This window comes from Mesorhizobium loti R88b, from assembly GCF_013170845.1.
Classification (GTDB): Bacteria; Pseudomonadota; Alphaproteobacteria; order Rhizobiales; family Rhizobiaceae; genus Mesorhizobium; species Mesorhizobium loti_B.
In genome coordinates this window covers 2,506,141-2,528,207 of record NZ_CP033367.1, presented here as the reverse complement: position 1 = coordinate 2,528,207, position 22,067 = coordinate 2,506,141, and the positions used below count along the sequence as shown (strand labels likewise).

At 59.8% G+C, this 22,067-nt stretch carries 21 protein-coding genes and 1 tRNA gene; 14 read left to right on the top strand and 8 right to left on the bottom strand.

The genetic code is table 11. The annotated features are described in order from the left end of the window. Positions 1-3 precede the first annotated feature (3 nt). Positions 4-1,131 (bottom strand): hypothetical protein, encoded by a 1,128-nt coding sequence (locus EB235_RS12160; protein WP_027030739.1) that lies wholly within the window; start codon positions 1,129-1,131, stop codon positions 4-6. Positions 1,132-1,288: 157 nt separating this feature from the next. Next, positions 1,289-1,825, bottom strand: a complete 537-nt coding sequence (locus tag EB235_RS12155; RefSeq protein ID WP_245268957.1) for a DUF1134 domain-containing protein — start codon at positions 1,823-1,825, stop codon at positions 1,289-1,291. Between the two features lie 387 nt (positions 1,826-2,212). On the opposite strand from EB235_RS12155, the gene chpT reads away from it, so the two are divergent. Together chpT and EB235_RS12145 are read left to right on the top strand one after the other, a co-directional pair. Continuing rightward, positions 2,213-2,842: a histidine phosphotransferase ChpT gene (gene chpT / locus EB235_RS12150; RefSeq protein WP_027030741.1), complete on the top strand. Its 630-nt coding sequence runs from the start codon at positions 2,213-2,215 to the stop codon at positions 2,840-2,842. A gap of 247 nt (positions 2,843-3,089) precedes the next feature. Next, positions 3,090-3,458 (top strand): response regulator, encoded by a 369-nt coding sequence (locus EB235_RS12145; protein WP_027030742.1) that lies wholly within the window; start codon positions 3,090-3,092, stop codon positions 3,456-3,458. An 87-nt stretch (positions 3,459-3,545) separates the two neighbouring features. Here EB235_RS12145 and ctrA read toward each other — a convergent pair whose 3' ends face one another. Further along, a complete protein-coding gene (gene ctrA / locus EB235_RS12140; protein WP_006203583.1) occupies positions 3,546-4,241 on the bottom strand; it encodes a response regulator transcription factor CtrA in 696 nt (231 codons plus the stop codon). 451 nt (positions 4,242-4,692) lie between these two features. On the opposite strand from ctrA, the gene EB235_RS12135 reads away from it, so the two are divergent. Next, the gene (locus tag EB235_RS12135) at positions 4,693-5,070 is read left to right on the top strand and encodes a flagellar export protein FliJ (protein WP_027030743.1); all 378 of its coding nucleotides are present in this window, start codon (positions 4,693-4,695) and stop codon (positions 5,068-5,070) included. A 90-nt stretch (positions 5,071-5,160) separates the two neighbouring features. Here the strand turns inward: EB235_RS12135 and EB235_RS12130 are convergent, their stop codons facing one another. Further along, positions 5,161-5,559 (bottom strand): winged helix-turn-helix transcriptional regulator, encoded by a 399-nt coding sequence (locus EB235_RS12130; RefSeq protein WP_027030744.1) that lies wholly within the window; start codon positions 5,557-5,559, stop codon positions 5,161-5,163. Positions 5,560-5,646: 87 nt separating this feature from the next. Here EB235_RS12130 and EB235_RS12125 point away from each other — a divergent pair, with 87 nt between their 5' ends. Further along, the gene (locus tag EB235_RS12125) at positions 5,647-6,573 is read left to right on the top strand and encodes an NADP-dependent oxidoreductase (protein ID WP_027030745.1); all 927 of its coding nucleotides are present in this window, start codon (positions 5,647-5,649) and stop codon (positions 6,571-6,573) included. A gap of 74 nt (positions 6,574-6,647) precedes the next feature. Here the strand turns inward: EB235_RS12125 and EB235_RS12120 are convergent, their stop codons facing one another. Further along, on the bottom strand, positions 6,648-6,923 hold the full coding sequence (locus tag EB235_RS12120; protein WP_006203587.1) for a DUF1153 domain-containing protein: 276 nt from the start codon (positions 6,921-6,923) through the stop codon (positions 6,648-6,650). A 287-nt stretch (positions 6,924-7,210) separates the two neighbouring features. On the opposite strand from EB235_RS12120, the gene mnmA reads away from it, so the two are divergent. Beyond that, on the top strand, positions 7,211-8,401 hold the full coding sequence (mnmA, locus tag EB235_RS12115; protein WP_027030746.1) for a tRNA 2-thiouridine(34) synthase MnmA: 1,191 nt from the start codon (positions 7,211-7,213) through the stop codon (positions 8,399-8,401). 13 nt (positions 8,402-8,414) lie between these two features. Here mnmA and EB235_RS12110 read toward each other — a convergent pair whose 3' ends face one another. Then, positions 8,415-9,380, bottom strand: coding sequence for a Gfo/Idh/MocA family protein (locus tag EB235_RS12110; protein ID WP_027030747.1), 966 nt, complete (start codon positions 9,378-9,380; stop codon positions 8,415-8,417). Between the two features lie 240 nt (positions 9,381-9,620). Between EB235_RS12110 and EB235_RS12105 the strand changes: the two genes are divergently transcribed. Continuing rightward, positions 9,621-9,697: transfer RNA gene (locus tag EB235_RS12105), tRNA-Met, on the top strand. A 123-nt stretch (positions 9,698-9,820) separates the two neighbouring features. On the opposite strand, the gene EB235_RS12100 is transcribed toward EB235_RS12105, so the two are convergent. Next, entirely contained in the window at positions 9,821-12,931 is a 3,111-nt protein-coding gene (locus EB235_RS12100) for an efflux RND transporter permease subunit (protein WP_027030748.1), read from the bottom strand. Next, positions 12,931-13,995, bottom strand: coding sequence for an efflux RND transporter periplasmic adaptor subunit (locus EB235_RS12095; RefSeq protein ID WP_051429664.1), 1,065 nt, complete (start codon positions 13,993-13,995; stop codon positions 12,931-12,933). Before EB235_RS12095 ends, EB235_RS12100 begins: the two co-directional genes overlap by 1 nt. 129 nt (positions 13,996-14,124) lie before the next feature. Here EB235_RS12095 and EB235_RS12090 point away from each other — a divergent pair, with 129 nt between their 5' ends. The 8 genes from EB235_RS12090 to EB235_RS12055 all read left to right on the top strand — a co-directional run bounded on the left by EB235_RS12090 (position 14,125) and on the right by EB235_RS12055 (position 21,956). After that, entirely contained in the window at positions 14,125-14,703 is a 579-nt protein-coding gene (locus EB235_RS12090) for a TetR/AcrR family transcriptional regulator (RefSeq protein ID WP_027030750.1), read from the top strand. A gap of 46 nt (positions 14,704-14,749) precedes the next feature. Beyond that, positions 14,750-16,051, top strand: a complete 1,302-nt coding sequence (gene fabF / locus EB235_RS12085; protein ID WP_027030751.1) for a beta-ketoacyl-ACP synthase II — start codon at positions 14,750-14,752, stop codon at positions 16,049-16,051. A gap of 70 nt (positions 16,052-16,121) precedes the next feature. Beyond that, on the top strand, positions 16,122-16,937 hold the full coding sequence (locus tag EB235_RS12080) for an oxidoreductase (protein ID WP_027030752.1): 816 nt from the start codon (positions 16,122-16,124) through the stop codon (positions 16,935-16,937). 342 nt (positions 16,938-17,279) lie between these two features. Next, entirely contained in the window at positions 17,280-18,212 is a 933-nt protein-coding gene (locus EB235_RS12075) for an Abi-alpha family protein (protein WP_167334869.1), read from the top strand. Positions 18,213-18,268: 56 nt separating this feature from the next. Continuing rightward, positions 18,269-18,796: a hypothetical protein gene (locus EB235_RS12070; RefSeq protein ID WP_027030754.1), complete on the top strand. Its 528-nt coding sequence runs from the start codon at positions 18,269-18,271 to the stop codon at positions 18,794-18,796. A gap of 183 nt (positions 18,797-18,979) precedes the next feature. Further along, positions 18,980-19,348 carry a hypothetical protein gene (locus EB235_RS12065; RefSeq protein WP_051429665.1) on the top strand — a complete coding sequence of 123 codons (369 nt, stop codon included), beginning with the start codon at positions 18,980-18,982 and terminating at the stop codon, positions 19,346-19,348. Positions 19,349-19,656: 308 nt separating this feature from the next. Next, the gene (locus tag EB235_RS12060) at positions 19,657-20,322 is read left to right on the top strand and encodes a hypothetical protein (RefSeq protein ID WP_155256408.1); all 666 of its coding nucleotides are present in this window, start codon (positions 19,657-19,659) and stop codon (positions 20,320-20,322) included. Positions 20,323-20,588: 266 nt separating this feature from the next. Beyond that, positions 20,589-21,956 (top strand): hypothetical protein, encoded by a 1,368-nt coding sequence (locus EB235_RS12055; RefSeq protein ID WP_027030756.1) that lies wholly within the window; start codon positions 20,589-20,591, stop codon positions 21,954-21,956. The last annotated feature ends 111 nt before the right edge of the window (positions 21,957-22,067 follow it).

The following is a 22,067-nucleotide window of genomic DNA, read 5'->3' as shown; positions in this document are numbered from 1 at the left end:
ACTTCAGTTCGCGTCCGCCTTCTGCAAAGCCCGGACGCGGTCGGCAAGGCTGCGGTCGCCATTGTTGGACTCCTGCGGCACCGCCAGTGCCTTGGCAATCGGCGAGTCAGGCCCCTCGAGTTTTGCCGTCATGTGGACGACCTCAGCCGCCAGTTCGTTCATCTGCTCGCGCAGCGCGGCACCGCCATTCGTGGAACCGGAAGCCGCCATGGCGCCGAGATCCGCCTTCAGCCGCTTGTTCTCACGCGCCAGTGCCGTCAGCCTGGCTTCGAGCCGCTCGCGATCGCTGTCGAGCTTGGCGATCGCCTTGTCCAGATCATCGCGCCTGTTTGCTTCATCCTGCTTGCCGACCAGCCGCAGGGCCGGTCCGCCCTCCTCGGCTTTCGTCTTTTCGCGCAGCCGCGCCATTTCCTTTTCGCGACGCTCGAGCTTCTCCTCGCGATCGGCGAGCGTAGCGAGCAGCCTTTCGACCTTCTTGTCGAGTTCGGCCGTCCTTTTCTTCTCCGCCTTCAGGGCATCGCGCGCGGCCTTGCTTTCGGCCGCGATCTCCTGCTGGCGTCGATCGGCTTCCTTGCGCTGGCCGCGCAGCAGCGAGATGTCGCTGGCGAGCTTCTGCAATTCGGATTCGCGCGCCACGAGCTCGATCTGCCGGCTTGAGGAGGAAAAGCTGGCATCGTCATACATGTGCTCCAGCTTTTCGAGCTCAAGCGCCCGCTTCTCCAGCTTGCGCTCCGTTTCCTTGAGCCGCTCCGAAAGCTGATGCAGCTCCTCTTCGCGCTGCCGCAGCGCCTCGCTCTTGGCGCCCAATTCGGCAAGCGCGGCGTTCTTGTCCGTACGCTCGACCGCCAGCCCCTTCAACGCCTCGCGGCCGCGATTGATCTCGACGAGTTGTTCGGCAGCCTTCTCGCGCAGCGCCTTGACGTTCATTTCGAGGCGGCGCGTCGACATGGCGTACTCGGCCCGGATCCGGTCCTTGTCGGCCTGGATCTCAGTCTGCGTCAAAGGGATCGAGGCCTCGATGCGCCTGCGGGTCAGGGCGACGGCACGCCGCCAGACGGCGGGAGCCACGATCAGCGCCAGAAAGCCGGCACTGAGAAAGCCGAGGGCAAAGAACAGAACCGACTGAACCAAAGGACTACCCGTTATAGGCGGCGACCATAGAAGCTGGATTTTGCCCCTTTGGCATGGCGGAAATCCGGCGCTGCGGCAAGGGCTCGCCGCAGCACAATGGGGTCATTAACGCATGGATCGGACCGAAATGCCCGCGATCCCAGCGATCGGCAGGGAATCAAAACGGATTCCAGGTCGCCCGCTCGGTCAGCTTCAGGTAGCCGAGATTGACGCCGAGCCGGGCACCGACGCCGGTGCGGATCGGCACCAGAAGCACATTGTTGTTCTTCAGCACATTGAAGCCGACGCCGGCCACCACATAGGCCGAACCAGCCACGCCGCCATAGCGGTTGTAGAGATTGCTGACATCGTCGAGATTGTAGACCAGCATCATCACCCGGGAGCCTTCGCCGCCGAAATCCCAGCCCAGCGACGGGCCTTGCCAGAACACCTTATGGTCGCCGGCGTTCTTGGTGTAGAGCGTGCCTTCGCCATAGGTCAGGCCGCCGATCAGCGCGCCGGACCCCTCCTCGCCAAGCAGATAGCCATTGGGCAGGCCATAGGAGGCGAAGATCTTCTCGATCACGGTGGCAAGCCCACCCGACGTCGCGCCGAAGAACTTGTGACCGGAATCGATAATCTCCTGAGCGGTGTATTCCTGAGCCCGCAAGGCTGAGGTCGAGAAGACGAGAACGCCCATGAGCGTGATCGCCATAGAAAGGACGCGGAGGAAACTCCGGTCGTAGAATCGGGAAAACATGCTTCCAATCTCCGTCATGGAGCACTTTCGCCGACGCCTCGCACCCGGTCCGGCTCTTTAGGCGGCCGTTAAGGATGACTGTTAAGGGCAAACTATGCCGTAATCCTTTTTCAACCATTAACTCCCACAGGAAGATGGCGGTTCGAAGGCTGGCTTTGGGGTCGCGCGGGGCTGGCAGCCTGCGCGAAAACGCCATTTGCCCCGACGACAATTTCGGGTTTGTTGCTGTACCTACGAGTGCTGTGTATTCAGAAAGCCTCGGGTTGAAGCGTGATTCGTGTGGGCGGGCGCGACAATCGATCGCGCGGCCATGACTAGTGGAACTTGCAGGGATTTTCGCCGATGGCCGAACTGTTCACCCTTTCCGCACCTGACCTGGCGGCGCTTTTGTGCAGCCGCATCTGCCACGACATCATCTCGCCGGTCGGCGCGATCAACAATGGGCTTGAACTGCTGGACGAGGGCGGCGCCGATGAAGACGCCATGCGGCTTATCCGCCAGAGCGCCAAGAACGCCTCGGCCCGGTTGCAATTCGCCCGCATTGCCTTCGGCGCAGCGGGTTCTGCGGGAATGCTGATCGACACTGGCGACGCCGAGGCGGTCGCCACCGCCTTCCTCAAGAATGAAAAGCCGGAACTGATCTGGAACGGGACCCGCGCGCTGCTGCCCAAGAACAAGGTCAAGCTGCTGCTCAACCTGATCCTGGTCGGCAATGCCGCCATTCCGCGCGGCGGCAAACTGGTCGTGACCCTCGAGAATCTCGAAACCGAGCCGCGCATTTCAATTTCGGCAAGCGGCCCGATGCTGCGCGTGCCGCCGAAATTCCTCGAACTGCATTCCGGCCACAAGCCGGAAGAGCCGATCGATGCGCATTCGGTGCAGCCCTATTACACGCTGCTGCTCGCCCGTGAGGCCGGCATGACGATTTCCATCCATGCAACGGCCGAGGAAATCGTGCTTTCGGCCGCCTGAAATCGACACCCGCCATCCAAGGAAAACAAAGTATTTCAATCCGGAATATTTCGTTGACGCCTCAATCGAGGCACGATGAGCTTTGCCCGATCGCTTGAGCGAAGCATTGCGAAGAACAACCTGCAAATGGCATCTTTGCAAAAATTTTACCTAATGGCTTTTCCGGTTCTTTACCAGATCGGCCTATGGTGAATTTCCGGATGCCCCCAACGCTACCGGATTGCCAGAAGGCAAAGAGGACCCGGAAATGAAACGCTGCATGTTCGTCGACGATTCGAGCGTCATCAGGAAGGTTGCAAAACGCATCCTAGGCGGTTCCGACATGATGGTCATCGAGGCAGCCAGCGGGCTCGATGCGCTGGAGATGTGCTCCGCCGAAATGCCCGACATCATCGTCGTCGACGGCGCGCTGCCGGACGTGCAGGCGGTTGACCTTATCCGCCGCGTGCGCGCCATGGACAGCCCAATAAAGCCGCAGATCCTGATCTCACTGGTCGAGCTCGATATCGCCTCGATCATGCGGGCCAAGCGCGCCGGCGCCCAGGGCTATCTGCTGAAGCCGTTCAACCGGCCGCAGCTGCTAGAGCGCTTCCGCACCTTGAAGGTCGCCGCCTGAGGCGGCAGCAAGCCACCCTTATTGCTGGCACACGCAAAAACCCGGCCGAAGCCGGGTTTTCTCGGTTGGCGAAACGGCGCGCGCCGCTCAGGCGCTGACGCGGATGTCTTCAGGTTCGCGCAGCACGTAGCCGCGGCCCCAGACCGTCTCGATGTAATTCTGGCCACCGGACGCGGCATCGAGCTTCTTGCGCAGCTTGCAGATGAAGACGTCGATGATCTTCAGTTCCGGCTCGTCCATGCCGCCATAGAGGTGGTTGAGGAACATTTCCTTGGTGAGTGTTGTGCCCTTGCGCAGCGAGAGCAGCTCCAGCATCTGGTATTCCTTGCCGGTAAGGTGCACGCGCTGGCCGCCGACCTCGACCGTCTTGGCATCGAGATTGACCACCAGGTCGCCGGTGGTGATGACCGACTGGGCGTGGCCCTTGGAGCGCCGCACGATGGCATGGATGCGGGCGACCAGCTCATCCTTGTGGAACGGCTTGGTCATATAGTCGTCGGCGCCGAAGCCGAGGCCGCGTACCTTGTCCTCGATGCCGGCCATGCCGGAGAGAATGAGGATGGGCGTCTTCACCTTGGAGAGGCGAAGCGTTCTCAAGACCTCGTAGCCGGACATGTCTGGCAGGTTGAGATCGAGAAGGATGATGTCGTAATCATAGAGCTTGCCTAGATCGACACCCTCTTCGCCGAGATCGGTCGTGTAGACATTGAAACTTTCCGATTTCAGCATCAGTTCGATGCTTTGTGCGGTTGCACTGTCATCTTCTATCAGCAGAACACGCATTTAATTCCCCTTTTCTGCTGCCGGACCATTTCACGACCCGTCCGGAACCGGAGCAGTGGTTGCCTTGTGCAGAGGCTGCCATCAAATGGTTAACAAAACCTAATTTCCCGTCCACGACGGTACCAGATTTTTTAACCTCTTTCTACACCCTTTTGAATCTAATAATGAATCACAGACCCAAATTCCTAATGCGACACATTAACAACCTGGACTAAGTGACTCCAGGGACTCATCGACGCGCTTCCGAATCGGTGACCGGAATTTTTACCCGGCCTTAAGTCCTGACCCGTATGATTAACAATGCCCGTAAACGAATGGTTACCGCCGGCAAAAAACTTTAGGGTTTTGTTTCCCATAGTACGGGGAAAGCCGGTGGACACGGGCAACGCCTGGGCCTTTTCAGGTGGTTTGGACGATATGTGCGGGTGTGCGTTTCCGGGAGTACCGAATCATGAAGTCACGTGAAAACCTCGTTCGGCTGAAACAATTTCAGGTGAATGAGAAGCGGCGGCAGCTGCTGCAGCTCGACATGATGATCGCCGAGTTCGAACGCATGGCCGTCGAACTGGAGCTTCAGATCACCGCCGAGGAAAAGAAAGCCGGCATCACCGACATCAATCATTTCGCCTATCCGACCTTCGCCAAGGCGGCGCGTTTGCGCCGCGACAACCTCAGAAACTCGCAAAGCGACCTCGCCCAGCAGCGAAGCGCTGCCGAATCATTACTCGGCGAAGCTGAAGCGGAGCTTTCCAAGGCCGAAATGCTGGAATCGCGCGACACCAAGGTTCGCGAGGCCGAAACCGGCGGCCGCAGCGCCATGATCGGCTGAGCCTGGCCGATCGCGGCACCGGGTTGCCGTCCGAACGGACGGAATCACCCCGATTTCCGGGCAGGCTTGGCCACAGAACCGGTATTCGCCTTAAGCGGCCAAATCCCCTTCATTTCCGGCAATTGCCCTCGCTCGGGCATCCTTGATATCTGGCGCGTGCTGCTCCGCCCATGATCTGATCTGGCTGAGCAGTCCCGCAAGGTTCTGGCCGAGCTCGGTCAATTCATATTCGACGCGTGGCGGGATGACCGGAAAGACCTCGCGCCGCACGAGGCCGTCACGCTCGAGCACGCGCAGCGTCTGCGTGAGCATCTTGGGCGTGATGCCTTCGAGCTTGCGGGCAAGCTCGCCATTGCGCTGCCGGCCTTTGCGCAGCGCGCAGACCACCAGGTAGACCCATTTGCTGGCCAGCATCTCCAGCACAGTGTGCGAAGGACACGTGCGCCGGTATGCGTCATAGCCGAAGGAGGAGTCAAAATCACTATCCATGAGGTACCTATATATCAAAAAGGTACATACTGGACAAGAGACCATTACTATCCAAATGATAGTGGCACCAACAACAGGAGACATATGATGCGTGCCGTTATCCAGAATTCCGTCGGCGACCCCGACGTGCTTGTCATCGCCAATCAGCCTGACCCCACGGCAAAGGCCGGCGAAGTGCTGGTCCGCGTCAAGGCGGCCGGCATCAATCCGGTCGATGGCGCCGTCCGCGCCGGTTATTTCAAGCTGCTCGGAGAGCCGCCCTTCATCCTCGGCTGGGATATTTCAGGGACCATCGAGGCGCTGGGCGCCGGCGTCACCGGCCTCAAGGTCGGCGATGAGGTGTTCGGCATGCCGCGCTTCCCCAAACAGGCGGCCGCCTACGCCGAACTGGTGGCTGTGCCCGCCGACGAGATCGCGCTGAAGCCGAAGGCTGCGGATCATATCCAGGCGGGCGCATTGCCGCTGGCCGGCCTGACCGCCTGGCAGGGCCTTGTCCGTCACGGCGCGCTGAAATCGGGCCAGCGCGTGCTGGTCCACGCGGCGGCCGGCGGCGTCGGCCATCTGGCGGTGCAGATCGCCAAGGCGCGCGGCGCTTACGTCATCGCCACCGCCAGCCCAAACAAGCTCGATTTCGTCCGCAAGCTCGGCGCCGACGAAGTCATCGACTACACCAAGGGCGATTTTACCACGCAAATCAGTGACATCGATCTGGTGCTGGAGCCGATGGGCGGCGAGCATGCCGACCGCTCGCTGAAGGTCATCAGGAACGGCGGCGTGCTGGTGTCCTTGCTGAATTTGAGCGACGCCACCAAGGCGCTGGCCAGCGCGCGCGACATCCGCGTCGAGCGCATGTCCGTCGTGCCTGACCGCGAAGGTCTGGTGGAACTTGCCAGCTTGATCGATGGGAACAAGCTAACCGTCCATGTAGCGAAGAGCTTTCCGCTCGAACAGGCTGGCGCCGCCCACGCATATCTGGCCACCAAGCCGATCGGCAAGGTGGCGCTGACGGCCTGACCACGGCACGTATCGCTTTGAACAGCAAAAAGGGCGCGGAGGACCGCGCCCTTTTGATCTTGTTTGAGCCGGCTCTAGTGCCGGTATTGCTGGATGCGCGTGGTGCGCAGCCCGGCAAGGCCGTATTCGTCGATCGACGCCTGCCAGGACAGGAATTCCTCGGTGGTCAGTTTGTAGCGCTGGCATGCCTCTTCGAGGCTCAAAAGCCCGCCACGCACCGCCGCAACCACTTCCGCCTTGCGCCGGATAACCCAGCGACGCGTGTTGGTCGGCGGCAGATCGGCAATGGTAAGAGGGCTGCCGTCAGGCCCGATAACATACTTGACTCTAGGTCTAACCAGATCGGTCATCGTACTCTCTACAAAAAACTCAAAGACCCAATCCCCGCCACGTTACCGCCACAGCTTTAAAAATTGCCTAAGCAGACCCTAATGACTAGGTAAGGATCGTGAACGGCGCGTTAGTCTTTTCGCGGGCATTTGAAACATCCGGCTGGAAGCCTTGAATTGCCTGGGGAAAATCCGGCCGATCGCGAATTGTCCGCAATCCGTGAATCGCCATGCAAGCTGGCGTCGCCGGAAAGCTTGACCTATATTCTCGACATTGGCATTGAGACGCCGCGCAGAATGAAAGCATCATGAACAGTCTCGATCTTCCAGCACGTCCCGAAAACACCCGCATCGTCGTCGCCATGTCGGGCGGCGTGGATTCGTCGGTGGTCGCCGGCCTGTTGAAGCGCGAGGGCTATGATGTCGTCGGCGTCACCTTGCAGCTCTACGATCACGGCGCAGCGACGCATCGGGCCGGCTCATGCTGCGCCGGACAGGACATCGACGACGCCCGCCGCGTCTCCGAGACGCTGGGCATCCCGCATTATGTGCTCGACTATGAGGAGCGCTTCCGCAAGGCGGTCATCGATCCCTTCGCCGAAAGCTATGTCGCTGGCGAGACCCCCATCCCTTGCGTCTCCTGCAATCAGACAGTGAAGTTCGCCGACCTTCTGGCCACCGCCAAGGAGCTGGGCGCCGATGCGCTCGCCACCGGCCACTATATCCGCTCGGGCGCCAATGGCGTCCACCGCGCGCTCTACCGGCCGGTCGATGCCGACCGCGACCAGAGCTATTTCCTGTTCGCCACCACGCAAGCGCAGATCGACTATCTGCGCTTTCCCTTGGGTGGTCTGTCGAAGCCGCAGGTTCGCGCCATTGCCGAGGAGATGGGGCTGACGGTGGCGGCCAAGCAGGACAGCCAGGACATCTGCTTCGTGCCGCAGGGCAAATATTCCGACATCATCGCCAAGCTGAAGCCGAGCGCCGCCAATCCGGGCGACATCGTCCACATCGACGGCCGCGTGCTCGGCCGCCATGAGGGCATATTGCGCTACACGATCGGCCAGCGCCGCGGCATCGGCATCGCGTCGGGCGAGCCGCTCTATGTTGTCCATCTCGACGCCGAACGGGCCCGCGTCGTCGTCGGCCCGCGCGAAGCGCTGGAGACGCACAAGATCTATCTGCGCAACATGAACTGGCTTGGCGACGGGCAGCTCACCGATATTCCCGCCGGCGGCCTCGAACTGTTCGCCAAGGTGCGCTCGACCAGGCCACCGCGCCCGGCCGTGCTGCGCCACATCGCAGGCGTGACGTCGGTCGAACTGGCCGACGGTGAGTCCGGCATCGCGCCCGGACAGGCCTGCGTGCTCTATTCCGACGACGGCAACGAAGCCCGAATCTTCGGCGGCGGCTTCATCGAGCGCTCCGAGCGCGGCGCCGAGGCCGAGGCAATGCTGAGCCGGCTTGCCGCAAGGCCGGCGCAGATCCCCGCCGAATAGATTAGCGGTTCTCTCAGTCTTTCGACTTGGTGTGGGTGACCGTGCCAGCCGTCAGGATGCGCAGCACCCTGATCGCTTCCTCGCCGCTGGTACGCGGCTCGGCCCGCGTCTCGATGCACTGGATGAAATGCTCCAGCTCGCGCGTCAGCGGCATGCCTTGAGCGACCGCGACATAGGATGGCTCGTTGGTGGTGAACGCCCACTGCCCGCTGTCCTGCCAGACCGCATGGCGGTAGACGGCAAGCTTGCGCTCCCATGGTTCGACATCGTCGAACACCGCCATCGCCTTGGTGCCGACCACGGTCAGCCGCCGCTCGCGATAGGGATTGAGCCGTGACGTGAAGAGATGGCTGCGCAGGCCGTTGGGAAAGCGCATGTGCAGATGCGCGAAGTCGCTCAGACTGTCGAGCAGCGCCGCGCCCTCGCCGCGCACCTCTATCGGTTCGGTGCCGGTGATGGCCAGGATCATCGACAGATCGTGCGGCGCCAGGTCCCACAGCGCATCGTTCTCGGTATGGAATTTGCCAAGGCCGAGCCGGTGCGAATGGATGTAGCGGACCTCGCCAAGCTCGCCCTTGTCGATCAGCGCCTTCAGCGTCTCGAAGGCCGGATGGAAACGCAGGACATGGCCGACCATGAAGATGCGGCCATTGTCCTTGGCCGCCTGCACCGCGCGCTCGGCATCCGGCACCGTCAGCGCGATCGGCTTTTCCACCAGCACGTCCTTGCCATTCTCGACGGCGCGCACGGCAAGATCGGCATGGAACTGCGGCGGCAAGGCCAGGACGATGGCGTCGATGTCGTCGCGACCGAACAGCTTGTCGGGCTCGATCGCCAGGCAATCCTGTTCGCTGGCAAAGCCTTCGGCACGCGCCCGGTTGGCGTCGGAAACCGCGCGCAGCGCGCCGAGCGCCTTGAGGGTGCGGATGTGGTTTGAGCCCCAGTATCCGCAACCGAGGACTGCAATGCGCGGCTTCATCTGCTTCAAACTCTAAAAACTCGTGGCCGAGACATAGCGACGTGCCCCGTCGAACTCAACCCCGGCGGTTGCAACCAAATGGCAGCGCGGCAAAGCTTTTTGGGCAATGAGAATATGCGCCGATATAGAATGCTTCGAAGCTTGACAGGCTCGCCCTCCCAACCTTATATCCGCGCGACCTTGGCGAACGCCTCGAAATGCCTTTCTATTTAAGGCGGATTTCGGGCCATTCGCCGTCCTGGCGGGGTAGCTCAGTTGGTTAGAGCACGGGAATCATAATCCTGGGGTCGGGGGTTCAAGTCCCTCTCCCGCTACCATTTGGTCAATAAGGTCAATCGGGTACGTGGGCATCGGCTACCGTTAGCCATATTGATTGCTCTCACTGGCATCGGCACACGAACCCGTCAGTCGCCCCGTGCTGACAAACGAGGCTCGGTGCCCTACCCAGCAGCCACAACTGGTCGCATTTCCAGTTCCTCCGTCGAAACCTCATGGATTTCATCCGCGGTCGGCTTGATCCGGAACCATGCGGTGTAGAGCGCGGGGAGGAAGAGCAGGATCAACACCGTGCCGGCGGCCGTTCCGCCGATCAGCGTATAGGCCATTGACCCCCAGAAGACGGAGTGCGTCAGAGGGATGAAGGCGAGCACGGCTGCAAGTGCCGTCAAAATGACGGGCCGTGTGCGTTGCACCGTGGCCTCGATGACCGCGTTGTAGTCGTCAATGCCGGCAGCGCGGTTCTCCTTGATCTGTTCGGTCAGGATCAGCGTGTTGCGCATCAGGATGCCGGCCAGTCCTATCATACCGAGAATGGCGTTGAACCCGAAGGGTTGGTGGAATGTGAGCAGCGTCGGCACGACGCCGACAAGGCCAAGCGGTCCCGTCAGCACAACCATGAACATCGTTGAGAAGGATCGCACCTGCAGCATGATGACGATCAACATGGCGGCTATCATGGCCGGGAAGACCTTGCCCAGCGCGGTGTTGGCCTTTTCAGCCTCTTCGATCGATCCGCCCATTTCGATGCGATAGCCGGCCGGAAGGGACGCGATCAACGGCTGAAGGGCTTTCATGATCTGCTTGGAGACCTCCGGAGGCTGGGTGGCCTCATTGATGTCCGCGCGGATCGTGACAACGGGCGTGCGGTCACGGCGCTTCAGGATTGGCTCCTCCTGACGGATTTCCGAATGCCCGATCTGGTCGAGCGGAATCGAGCGGCCGTCTCGGCTCACGAGTGAGAAGTCCGCCAGACGCGCCGGATCCAGCCGCTCGCCGCCGGCGCTGCGTGCCACGATGGGGACGTTGCGGATGTCCTCGCGGACCTGCGTAACGGGGATGCCGGTGAGAAGGAATTGCAGTTGCTGGGCCACCTCCGCCGGCGAGAGGCCGATGAGGTTCAGTCGATCCTGATCCGGGACAAAGCGAAGCACGGGGGTGCGATTGCCCCAGTCGCGGTTGGCCTGTCGCACATCCGGGACACCCCGCATGATGTCGAGGGCCTTTTCGGAAATGTTGTAGAGTTGCGTGGCATCGGGTCCCATAACCCGGAACTCGACGGGGAACGGCGTGTAGGGGCCGAACACGAGCTGCGTAACGCGGACATTCGCCTCGGGCGCAAGCCCTTGCGCCACTGCCTCTCGGAGCCGGTGCTTCAAAGTCTCACGCGCCTCGGCGTCCGGGGTCAGCACGACGATCTTGGCGAAAGCGGGATCAGGAAGCTCCGGGGCCATTGCGAAGAAAAAGCGCGGAGCGCCTTGACCGACATAGCTCGTGACGATCTTGGCCTCTGGCTGGCTGTCCAGCCAATGTTCGAGCTTCTCGACCGCTGCGGTCGTTGTCTCGATGCTACCACCTTCCGGCAGGCGAACCTCCACCAGCACTTCGGGGCGGTCGGATGTCGGAAAGAACTGCTGTTTGATGCCCCCCATACCGACGACGGAAAGCGCGAAGGCGATGCCAACGATACCGCAGGTTACAAATTTATGCCGCACGGCAAAGGTGATGAGCCGCCGCAAACGTCGATAGTTGGGCGTGTTGTAAATGGCGTGGTGACCGCCCTCGACCGGTTTGATCGCGGGCAGCATTTTGACGCCGAGATACGGCGTAAAGACCACCGCGACGATCCATGAGACGATAAGGGCGAATCCCACGACCCAGAAGATGTTGCCGGCGTATTCGCCGGCCGTCGAGCGCGCAAAACCCACCGGCACGAATCCGGCGATAGTCACTAGAGTTCCCGATAGCATCGGCGCCGCAGTGTGGCTCCATGCATAGGCCGCCGCCTTGATGCGGTCCATGCCCTCTTCCATCTTCACCACCATCACCTCGATGGCGATGATGGCGTCGTCCACGAGAAGACCAAGCGCCAGGATGAGGGCGCCGAGCGTGATGCGATCGAAGAACCGGCCTGTTTCCAGCATGATGAGGAACACGACGGCGAGCGTCAGAGGGACGGCAGCCGCCACGACGATGCCGACGCGCCAGCCCATGCTGATCAGGCTGATCAGCAGCACGACGCCGAGCGCCATGGCGAACTTCAACATGAATTCGTCGACTGCTGAGGTGATGTTGACGGCCTGGTCGCTTACCTTGTCGAGCGTCATGCCGAGCGGCAGTGTTTGTGTGATAGCGGCAGTCCTGTCCTCCAGGGCTTTGCCGAGCGCGCGACCATCCCAACCCTCCTGCATAACCGCCGCGAGCATGATGGTGGGCTCGCCCTGGCGTCGGATGAGGTATGTGGGAGGGTCTTCATAGCCGCGGCTGACCTCGGCGATGTCGGAGAGCTTCAGGGTCCGCCCCCCTGCGATAATCGGCGTGTCCGCGATCGCCTGAACGCTGTCATAGGCGCCGTCGACCCTTATGAAGAGGCGCGGCCCCAAGGTGTCGATCGAGCCTGCGGGCGTGACGGTGTTCTGCCGCTGCAAGGCAGCGACGATGTCTTGTGCCGACACGCCGAGCGTTGCCAGCTTGGCGAAGGAAAACTCCACGAATATCTGTTCGGGACGTTCACCAAGGATGTTGATCTTCTTGACGCCGGGCACGTGCAGGAGGTCCTGGCGGATCCCCTCCGCCTGGCGCGCCAGTTCCCGCATCGGCATACCTTTGGCCTTCAGCGCATAAAGGGCGAAGCTCACATCCGAATATTCGTCATTGACGAAGGGGCCGAAGACGCCGGGCGGCAGGTTCGGGGCTTCATCCCCGAGCTTCTTGCGAGCCTGGTAGAACTCCTCCTGGACGACGGATGACGGGGTGCTGTCCTTCAGCGTGACCGTCATATACGCATACCCTGGCCGTGTGGTCGTCTCCACCCGGTCGTACCAGGTTAGCTCCTGAAGCCGCTTCTCCAACGGTTCAGCGACGAGGTCCTGCATCTCTCGCGCCGTCGCGCCCGGCCACGCCGTCGTGACCGTCATGGTCTTGATGGTGAAGCTGGGATCCTCGGCCCGGCCGAGCATGAGGAAGGCGTAGGCGCCGGCAGCCACCAGCAGAAGGATGAAGAACAGAGTGACAGCGCGTTCGCGAACGGCGATCGCGGAAAGATTGAAGTTCATCAGTTGCTTCCGCTTTCGGACTCAGTCCTAACGAGAGCCCCTTCCTGAAGGAGGTGGGCGCCGAGCGACACAATGGGAACGTTGGAGTTCAAACCGGAGATCACGGCGGTTTCGCTGGTAACACGAACAAGCTGGACGGGCTGAAAGTGTACGGTTGAGGTGGTGCTGTCCAACACCCAAACGCCGGTCTTGCGGCCGTCATCAAGCACGGCTCCCAGTGGCACCTGAACCTCCGGCTGTTTCACCTGGCTTGCGAGCCGAATGGTAACCGTCGCGCCAAGCGGTGCCGTGGCAGCCTCACCATCCAGCACATAGCGCGCCTCATATGTGCGGGTCTGGGCATCAGCGGAGTCCGACAGCTGCCGCAGATGCGCTGAATAGCGGCGCTCATCGCCACCATACACGCTGGCCTCGGCTGCCGAGCCGATCGCCGGCCGGATCGTTTCGGGAAGCGCGACGACCGCTTCGCGTGGGCCTGCCTTGGCGGTGCGGATCACAGGCTGGCCGGCAGCGACGACCTGCCCCGGCTCGCCAAGCGTTTCAACCACGGTTCCATCCGCGTCCGCCAACAGGACTGCATAGGCCGCCTCATTCTCGGCAACCCGTGCGTCGGCTTCGGCGGCGGCAAGTTGCGCTTGGGCTGTATCCATCGCAGCCTTCGCCTGCTCGTAGCGCTGCGGCGTAACCCAACCGGCGCGGAGCAAGCTGGCGTACCGCCGTTCATCCGGCTGTGTCTGAACGACTGTTGCGCGCGCTGCGTCAACGGCATTGCGTTTCGCCGAAAGCGCAAGGCGCAGATCGGTATCGTCAATCCGCATCAGCGGCTGACCGGCTTTGACCTCCTGACCGACGTCCACCAACCGTTCCATGATCTTGCCCGGAACGCGAAAGCCGAGATTGCTCTGCACCCTCGCCGCGATGACGCCGGTGAAGCCGCGCTCTGATCCGGTCACTGGCGCTGCCGACACAAGTCTGACGAAAGGCGCTTCCTGCCTTGGGTCGATCACCAGAGGAGCCTCCTGAGCAGGAGTAGCAAACGTGGCGAATGCCGCCGCCCATGACATCGCCGTCAGGGTCGATCCCAACACGATAACGGTTCTCTTTTTCACGCTCGTCGCCTCATCTCAAATTAGATTGCGTTCGATTTCTATATCGGTTATAGATTACGAACGCAATCAAAAAGGAGATCGACGATGCGCGTGAGCCGAATTCAAGCCGCAGAAAACCGCGAGACCGTCATCAATGTGGCAAGCCGCCTCTTTCGCGAGCGCGGCTTTGACGGCATCGGCCTCAAGGATCTGATGAAGGGTGCGGGGCTGACACAGGGCGCCTTTTACAAGCAATTCGAGTCAAAGGAGGACCTGGCAGCGCAGGCGTCCAGGCGGGCTATGGAGAGCGCCACCGACCGATGGTCGGCCGCAACTGCTGCAAGCCCTGAGCATCCGCTCGAAGCAGTGCTCTCCTTCTATCTCAGCATGGGCCATCGCGGAGAAAGGATGGACGGATGCCCGATCGTGGCACTCGGTTCGGATGCCGCCAGACAGGGCCAGGACGTGAAAGGGTCGTTCGAAGCAGGCATCAACGAGCATCTTGAGATCCTCGGCCGTTTCATTGCCGAGGCCAATGGCGAGCAGTCCGATAGCAAGGCCATGGCCATTCTGTCGACGATGGTCGGCGCGGTGCTCCTATCACGGGTCGTCAACGACCCCGACCTTGCGCAGGCTTTTCTGGATGCAGCGACCGATCAGGTGCGCCAAGCAGTCGCCGCTTGAACGGCGTCGGCAGTGCTGTCGGCGCACTCAAGTCATAGGAGAATAGATGCGACGGATTGTTGTTACAGGCATGGGAGCGGTCACGCCCCTTGCCGCCGATGTCGAAGCGTCCTGGTCGCGCCTGCTGGCCGGTCGTTCGGGCATTCGTAGGCTTTCGGACGATGTGGTGGGCGACCTGCCGGCGAAGATTGGCGGCGTGGTTCCCTCCGCGGATGAAGATCCGGACGCCGGTTTCGATCCCGATGTCATCCTGTCCGCGAAGGATCAGCGCAAAGTCGACCGGTTCATTCTCTTTGCGCTGGCGGCGGCGGAAGAGGCGCTTGCGCAGGCGAAATGGAAGCCGGCCTTGGAAACGGATCGCCTGCGTACAGCCACGATCATCGCTTCGGGGGTCGGCGGGTTCCCCGCCATCACAGAAGCCGTGCGCACGGTCGACCAGCGTGGGCCCCGCCGCCTGTCGCCCTTTACGGTGCCGTCCTTTCTGGTGAACCTCGCAGCAGGCCAGATCTCAATCCGTCATGGCTTCAAAGGTCCACTGGGCGCACCAGTGACGGCGTGCGCTGCCGGCATCCAGGCGATCGGCGACGCTGCTCGTCTTATCCGCGCGAACGAGGCTGATATTGCCGTTTGCGGCGGCACGGAAGCGTGCATGAACATCGTCAGTCTCGGGGGGTTTGCTGCCGCGCGCTCCCTTTCAACCGGCTTCAATTGGGCGCCGGCGCAAGCCTCGCGTCCCTTCGACATTTCGCGCGACGGCTTCGTCATGGGCGAAGGTGCCGGGGTACTGGTCATCGAGGCGCTGAGCCACGCGCTGGCGCGCGGCGCAACCCCGCTCGCCGAGCTCGTCGGCTACGGCACGACGGCGGATGCCCACCACGTCACCTCTGGTCCCGAAGACGGCGACGGTGCGCGCCGGGCCATGGAGATCGCGATTGCGCAAGCAGGGATATCGCCGCGCGAGGTTGGTCATCTCAATGCGCATGCGACCTCCACGCCAGTCGGCGACCTGGGTGAGATCGAAGCGATCAAGAGCCTGTTCGGGCGCGATTTCGCGATAGCTGTGAGTGCAACGAAATCGGCGACGGGACACCTGCTGGGCGCGGCCGGCGGGCTTGGAGCCATCTTCGCGATCCTGGCGCTCAGGGATCAGGTGGCGCCGCCGACACTCAATCTGAGCGCTCCCGATCCGGCCGCCGACGGCATCGACTTCGTCGCCAACCAGCCCCGGCCAATGGAGATGGAGTACGCGATCTCCAATGGCTTCGGCTTTGGCGGCGTGAATGCCAGCGCCTTGTTCAGGCGCTGGACCGCCCCGGCGACCCGACGCGAGGCCCAGGGGCGCTCATGATCGGCACCCTTCACACCAACCTTTCATGCTTCTCCAATTCCGATCCAACACAAAGAAAGATATGATTTCCATGAACAAGACCAATCCTGGCGTCGCTCTCGTCACAGGGGCATCTTCCGGCATCGGGCGGGCTACCGCCGAAGCCTTGCTAAAGGCTGGCTTTCGCATATTCGGAACCAGCCGTCGCACGGCCTCCACACAATCCGACGGCGTTACCATGCTGACCTGCGACGTGACCGACGACGCGTCCGTTGCGAAAATGGTCGATGACGTTCTGGCCAATGCCGGGCGCATCGACCTGCTAGTCAACAATGCCGGCATGGGTCTGTTTGGCGGCGCCGAGGAGTCCTCGACCGCCCAGGCACAGGCCCTGTTCGACGTGAACGTCTTCGGCGTTTTCCGCGTGACCAACGCGGTGTTGCCGGCAATGCGACGCCAAGGGAAAGGCAGGATCATTAATCTGAGTTCGGTACAGGGGTTCATCCCCGCTCCCTATTTCGCGCTTTACGCGTCGACCAAACATGCCATCGAGGGTTATTCCGAATCGCTCGATCACGAGTTGCGCCCGTTCGGCATTCGCGTTTCGTTGGTGGAGCCCGCCTACACCCGTACGTCATTCGAGGACAATCTCGCCGCCCCCGACCAGTTGCTTGATATCTACGATTCCGCGCGCGCCGGCATGACCTTAGCCGTACGGAAATCGATGGAAAAAGGCGATACGCCCGAATTGGTAGCCAAGACCATTTTGGCCGCTGCGATCGATCCCGCTCCCAAGAAACGCTATGCGGCGGGAAAAATGGCGCGCCAGGTCAGTTTCCTGCGCCGTTTCGTCCCCGCGTCCGCATTCGACAAAAGCCTGCGAAAGCAGCTCGGGCTGCCGGTCTGACGATTTCGGCTGTAGACAAAACGAGGTCTTCGAATCCAGATGCTGGTATTGGATAACCAACGTTCACATTGAGTAGAGGGCGCAATTCAAAAATGGCTCCTCACCCAAGACAACGGAGCAGAAACCGCCGATCCGAGGAGTGGGGGGAAAGACGGTAGCGCTCTCCCGCTACCACTACTTTCGATAGTAAAATCAAGTAGTTGCGGCCTCGCCGCTTGCGAGGATTTGCAGATATCGTGTCGCGCCTTGTTGCAATCAGCTTCCGTTGATTTCAAAGCATTTCCTGCGACTATCGGCGAATCCGCGCGACATAGACGCAACATGCGGAAATTGGAGGCTGGGGTGTCTGAATCTTCAAAAGGGGGTCCACTGCTACCTGGCGGTGAGATAGACAAGGCTGCCGCTGATCTGCTTCGTCAAATGCTCGGTGGGCCGGCGACAGCTATTGGAAACAGTCTCGCCGATGGATGGGGAGGGCTAGTTGGCGATCGACTACGTGAATGGAGAACTCGCAACTTCGCGAACGGGCTCCATAAGACCGCAGAGCACCTCAAAAGAATGGGAGTTTCGTTCAACAAAATGAAGGCTCTCCCAGGCGGAGAGATGTACGAGTTATTCGAGAATCTGTCGAAGCAGGATGACCCTTTGCTATCCGAATTGTGGGCATCCCTAACGGCCAATGCGCTGACCCCCGACAATGGAATCTCAGCTGAACGAGGGTTCACCGAGGCTCTGAAGAACCTTGGACCTGCCGAAGCCCGACTGCTGAAATATCTCTTCGACCTGGCATCTGAATACGATCGCGTTTTTGCTGCACAGAGGAGCATAGGAGATGGGCAATCAACTATCACTGAGGCACAGCATGAGCTTCTGTACGGAGCCTACCATGAGAAGCGTATTGAAATGGGCCGAGAACTCATTAAAAATATCGACCGGCAGCGACTCCCACATTCAATCAGTGCCGTCATCTCTTTGGGGTTAGTAACGGTAATTCCAGATAGAGGTCAGCGTATCGGAGCGCGAGTGGAAATGCATTCGTCACTAGCGGCGATCGATTCGGACGAATTGGAAAGGCAACTGGCCCAGATACGGAATTTAGCCGCGGGAATATCTCCGAAACCCAACGAACTAGCCCTTAAGGTGATGCAGACGGCGGTAGCTAATCATCATTCTCTGTTTATAGAGACGCCAATCCAGCTCTCTGATTTTGGAAAACGTTTGATGTACGCATGCCATCAAACTGCCGAAACACCATCCAAGAACTCTGCTAATTGATTCGACCTGAATCAGAACTAATGCTTTGATCCTCTTGCCTTGGGAGGGGAGCAATCATGTTTCGGATCATCGCCGCGTTGGCGATCTTCGGCATTTTCATGCCGGTGGATTCTGCGTCCATCGTCAGGCGGCTGGATCCGTCCATCCCTTGGTCGACAATCCCGGTTGAGGGATGCTGCAAACATTGTTCGACCGGCCAGGCATGTGGAGATAAGCTGTATCTCGCGAGAGAAGCGATGTCACAAGGCGCCGGGGTGCGCGTGCGATGGATAGGGGCGAGAATGGTTGTAGCGGTTGTAAGAAGCTTGATAGCTGGGGGTATACTGGTCTCAATGTGGGGTCCGACGCATGCCGAACAGTTGTGCGATGTCTCCGTTGTCGACGCTTACGATGGGACTATCAAATGCGAGCCGGGTGACGTGATCAGGGTATCAGGCAAAACAGAGGGCGAGCTGTCCCAAGTAATGGGGAGCAACTGCGATTTTAGCTTCCAGATAGTGACAATTGTCGGTCCAAAGCTGGGGCAGGACAATTTTATCCTTCTTTGCAAATACAAGCGGCGGGAATCCAAGACACAGCAGTGATTGCCAAAATGTGGATTATATTAAGCCATCCGATCAGCGTTGGCGTGCTTACATTCATATTTACGAGAATCGGATTGTCGACGCCAAGCGCGGCCTATGGGCCGGGTCGTTCGACAGGCCGTGGGAATGGCGAACAGAGCATTAATGCTCTATTGATACTTCACTGTGGGGAGGGGGAAAACTATGCAGGATGGCATCGACGACCCAAATCCGACTGAGGGGCAGTCATCTAAGTGGTGGTTAGCTTTACCGGTTGTTTTGGTTGTCGTTCCGGCTTTCGTAGTCCTCTCTTTGTTCGGAAAAGACTTGACGGATTTTGCGGTGGGGTCCGCGCCTCAGCTTTCTCGCCTCATCGAAACAAAATTTGATGTGATCATTGGCCTGCCTGCTGCTGCCATTGCTTCGTTTGCCATCATTGCCGTGCTGCGCCAAGCAGCCGGGCCAATCGAATTTGAAGGGTTTGGATTTAAGTTCAAAGGTGCCGCAGGACCCGTTATCCTGTGGATCATGTGCTTCCTGGCAATGACTACAGCTATAAAATGGCTGTGGTAGTTGACTTGAACTGGATAGCTGCTCTCACTTGTATTTCCAGATTGCCCGGTTTCCCATCGGATCCCCGATCTTGGCCCGCTCAGCGTTCCTGAGATCCTACGGCCCCGAACGGACTCGCACTGGTTTTGCTTCGAGCACCGCGCCTACGGCAATAGATACCTTCAGTCGCCAAGATTGTCGTCACGGTGATCCATAGCCTCGGCAATGACCTCAAACGCGCTGGGGCCTTCGCGAACGGTGCGAAAACGGCCTACTTGACACTTTCGTTTCTTCCGCTGGAAAACACAACTCGGCAGAAGGGAACGCGCATGCAAAATGGCAATCTTCTACGGGTGGTGGGTCACCTTGTCGTAACGGCGTTTGAGCTCCTTATGGGTATGTTCGCCGCGGGGCTCTTACTTTCGGGCACGCTCTACCGTCATTCGACACTTTCACCCCGCGCCTTGCTCATCGTCACCGTTGTCTCGCTGCTAATCGTGACTTGTTCGCTATGGTTTCAAAGAGTTACTGACTCTCTGCATTCCCGCCAGACGTTATCTGCGTGGACGGCGTCGAGTTTTCAGATTGTATTTCCGGTCTTTATTACAATAATATCGGTCAGTTATTTTTCTGATCCGCAACGAGAGCTGAAGTGGTCGATGTTTATGGCGGTTTATACGATAATTGCTTGGACAACTATCTTTCACAATGCGGCGCGATTTGCCGGCCCGCATCTCAGCGCAGGAATTTTCGGGGAGTGGTTCGCAAAGGCGTGGGTAAAGTGCATTGACTACATCTATCTAACCGTATCCGCGTTGGGAGTTCTCAGACTCGCCATTTCGGGGATGCCAGATGATCTTAGCTACTTCAATGCGGTTGGTGTTGTGGCTATCGGAGTTGGGCTAGGACTAAGGCTGACGAAAACATCGATTGAGATCTTCGGATGGGATAAGCCTCCCGCGAACCATCCTCCCACGGCTCAAACCACCATCTAGGATCGTAGAATTAGTTTCGAGGACAGTGTTGGTAACAGCCAGCAAAGGTCAACGAGATCGGTTGCGGTAAACCTAACGCCGATGTCGCGAGCGAGAGCGCCGCCGGCTGGGCCTATTCGACGTTCCGCCGACGCCGGGACTACGCGGCGAAGGCGATTGCTGAAAATTTGAACCGTCACGGTGTCCCCGCTTGGTAAACGAAATATGTTGAAACGCCCTTCCCGACTTGTGTATTGAGCGTCTATTATTTGTTGCCGGGGCGAACAATGAAAATTCAGCAGGTCTTCACGCCAAACGACATTCCAACGATCACTTATGTTGATCGCGCCGACCACAAGTTGGAGCAGAAACTCCGCGACTATTTTGCCACTCCGAACATGGTCATTTCTGTGTCAGGACCGTCCAAATCCGGCAAAACGGTCTTGGTGAAGAAGGTCATTCCAGAACATGAGCTGATCTCCGTCAATGGCGCCACCATCACGTCGCCCGACGATCTTTGGGAAAAGGTTTTAGGTTGGATGGGCTCGCCCTCAGAAACCACCGTGTCTGATAGCACGTCCAACGAGATTTCAGGATCGGTAAACGCTGGGGGAAAACTTAAGGTACCATTCGTGGCCGAGGGTGGTGCCCAGGCCGAGTTTGCAGGGTCGCGCGGCTGGGGTGGGGAGACTTCGAAATCCTACTCTCGAAACGGTCTGCAGCAGGTGATCAAAGAAATAGCCGGCAGCAGCTTCGCAGTCTTTATCGACGATTTTCATTACATCGACCAAGCCTACAGGGACGAAATAGGGCGGCAGATTAAGGCCGCAGCTGAAAACGGGGTCCGGATTGTAACCGCTTCAGTGCCGCACCGCGCGGACGATGTTGTTCGCAGCAACCCGGAGCTTCGCGGGCGCGTCGCGGCGGTCGATCTGGCCTATTGGACGCCGAGCGAATTGCAGCAGATTGCTCGAAAGGGGTTCGCAGCACTCAACGTCGAGTTGGCGCCAAGAGTGGAACGCCAGCTAGCAGCCGAGGCGTTCGGCTCACCGCAACTGATGCAAGCGATCTGCCTCAACCTTGGCTTTGAGATCGACGTGAGGGAGGCCATGGCGGAACTAGAACGGGTAGAGGTCGGGGAGACACTCCTCGAAGAGACAATGCTACGCACCTCGTCTCTGACCGACTTTTCAACCATGCTCACCGCGCTGCATACCGGACCGAGAACCAGGGGCACCGAGCGAAAAGAGCACGACTTTAACGACGGCTCAAAGGGGGACGTCTACCGGGCGATTTTGTTGGCAATCGCAAAGGACCCAGCCGAACTTGCCCTCCCCTACGACAAGATTCTCACCAGGGTACGTGAAGTTTGCCTGACCGAGCCGCCGGTAGGTTCGAGCATCACGTCGGCGCTCGAACAGATGCAGGCGATTGCAGCCGCTGGCGAACCCGGCAGCAGTCCGATATCTTGGGATGGCGATGCACTAACTATCACGGACCCCTACTTTCTGTTTTTCCTGCGCGCATCGAACAAGCTTACAGACCTCGCCCCTGTTAAATCGACGGGACAAGGCCTTTTGTTCGATGCCAGGCGAGACGAACAAAGGATCGCTGTTGAGATCGAGACAATCGTTATCCGCAAAGAAAGAGAATGAAATGTCTTTTGAGACGCGAACGACCGGTGACCTGATGCAAATCGCAGCGGCGGGAGGAGGCTTCGTCTTGGACGCAGCAACACGTACGACCTCCGACCTGATACAGATTGC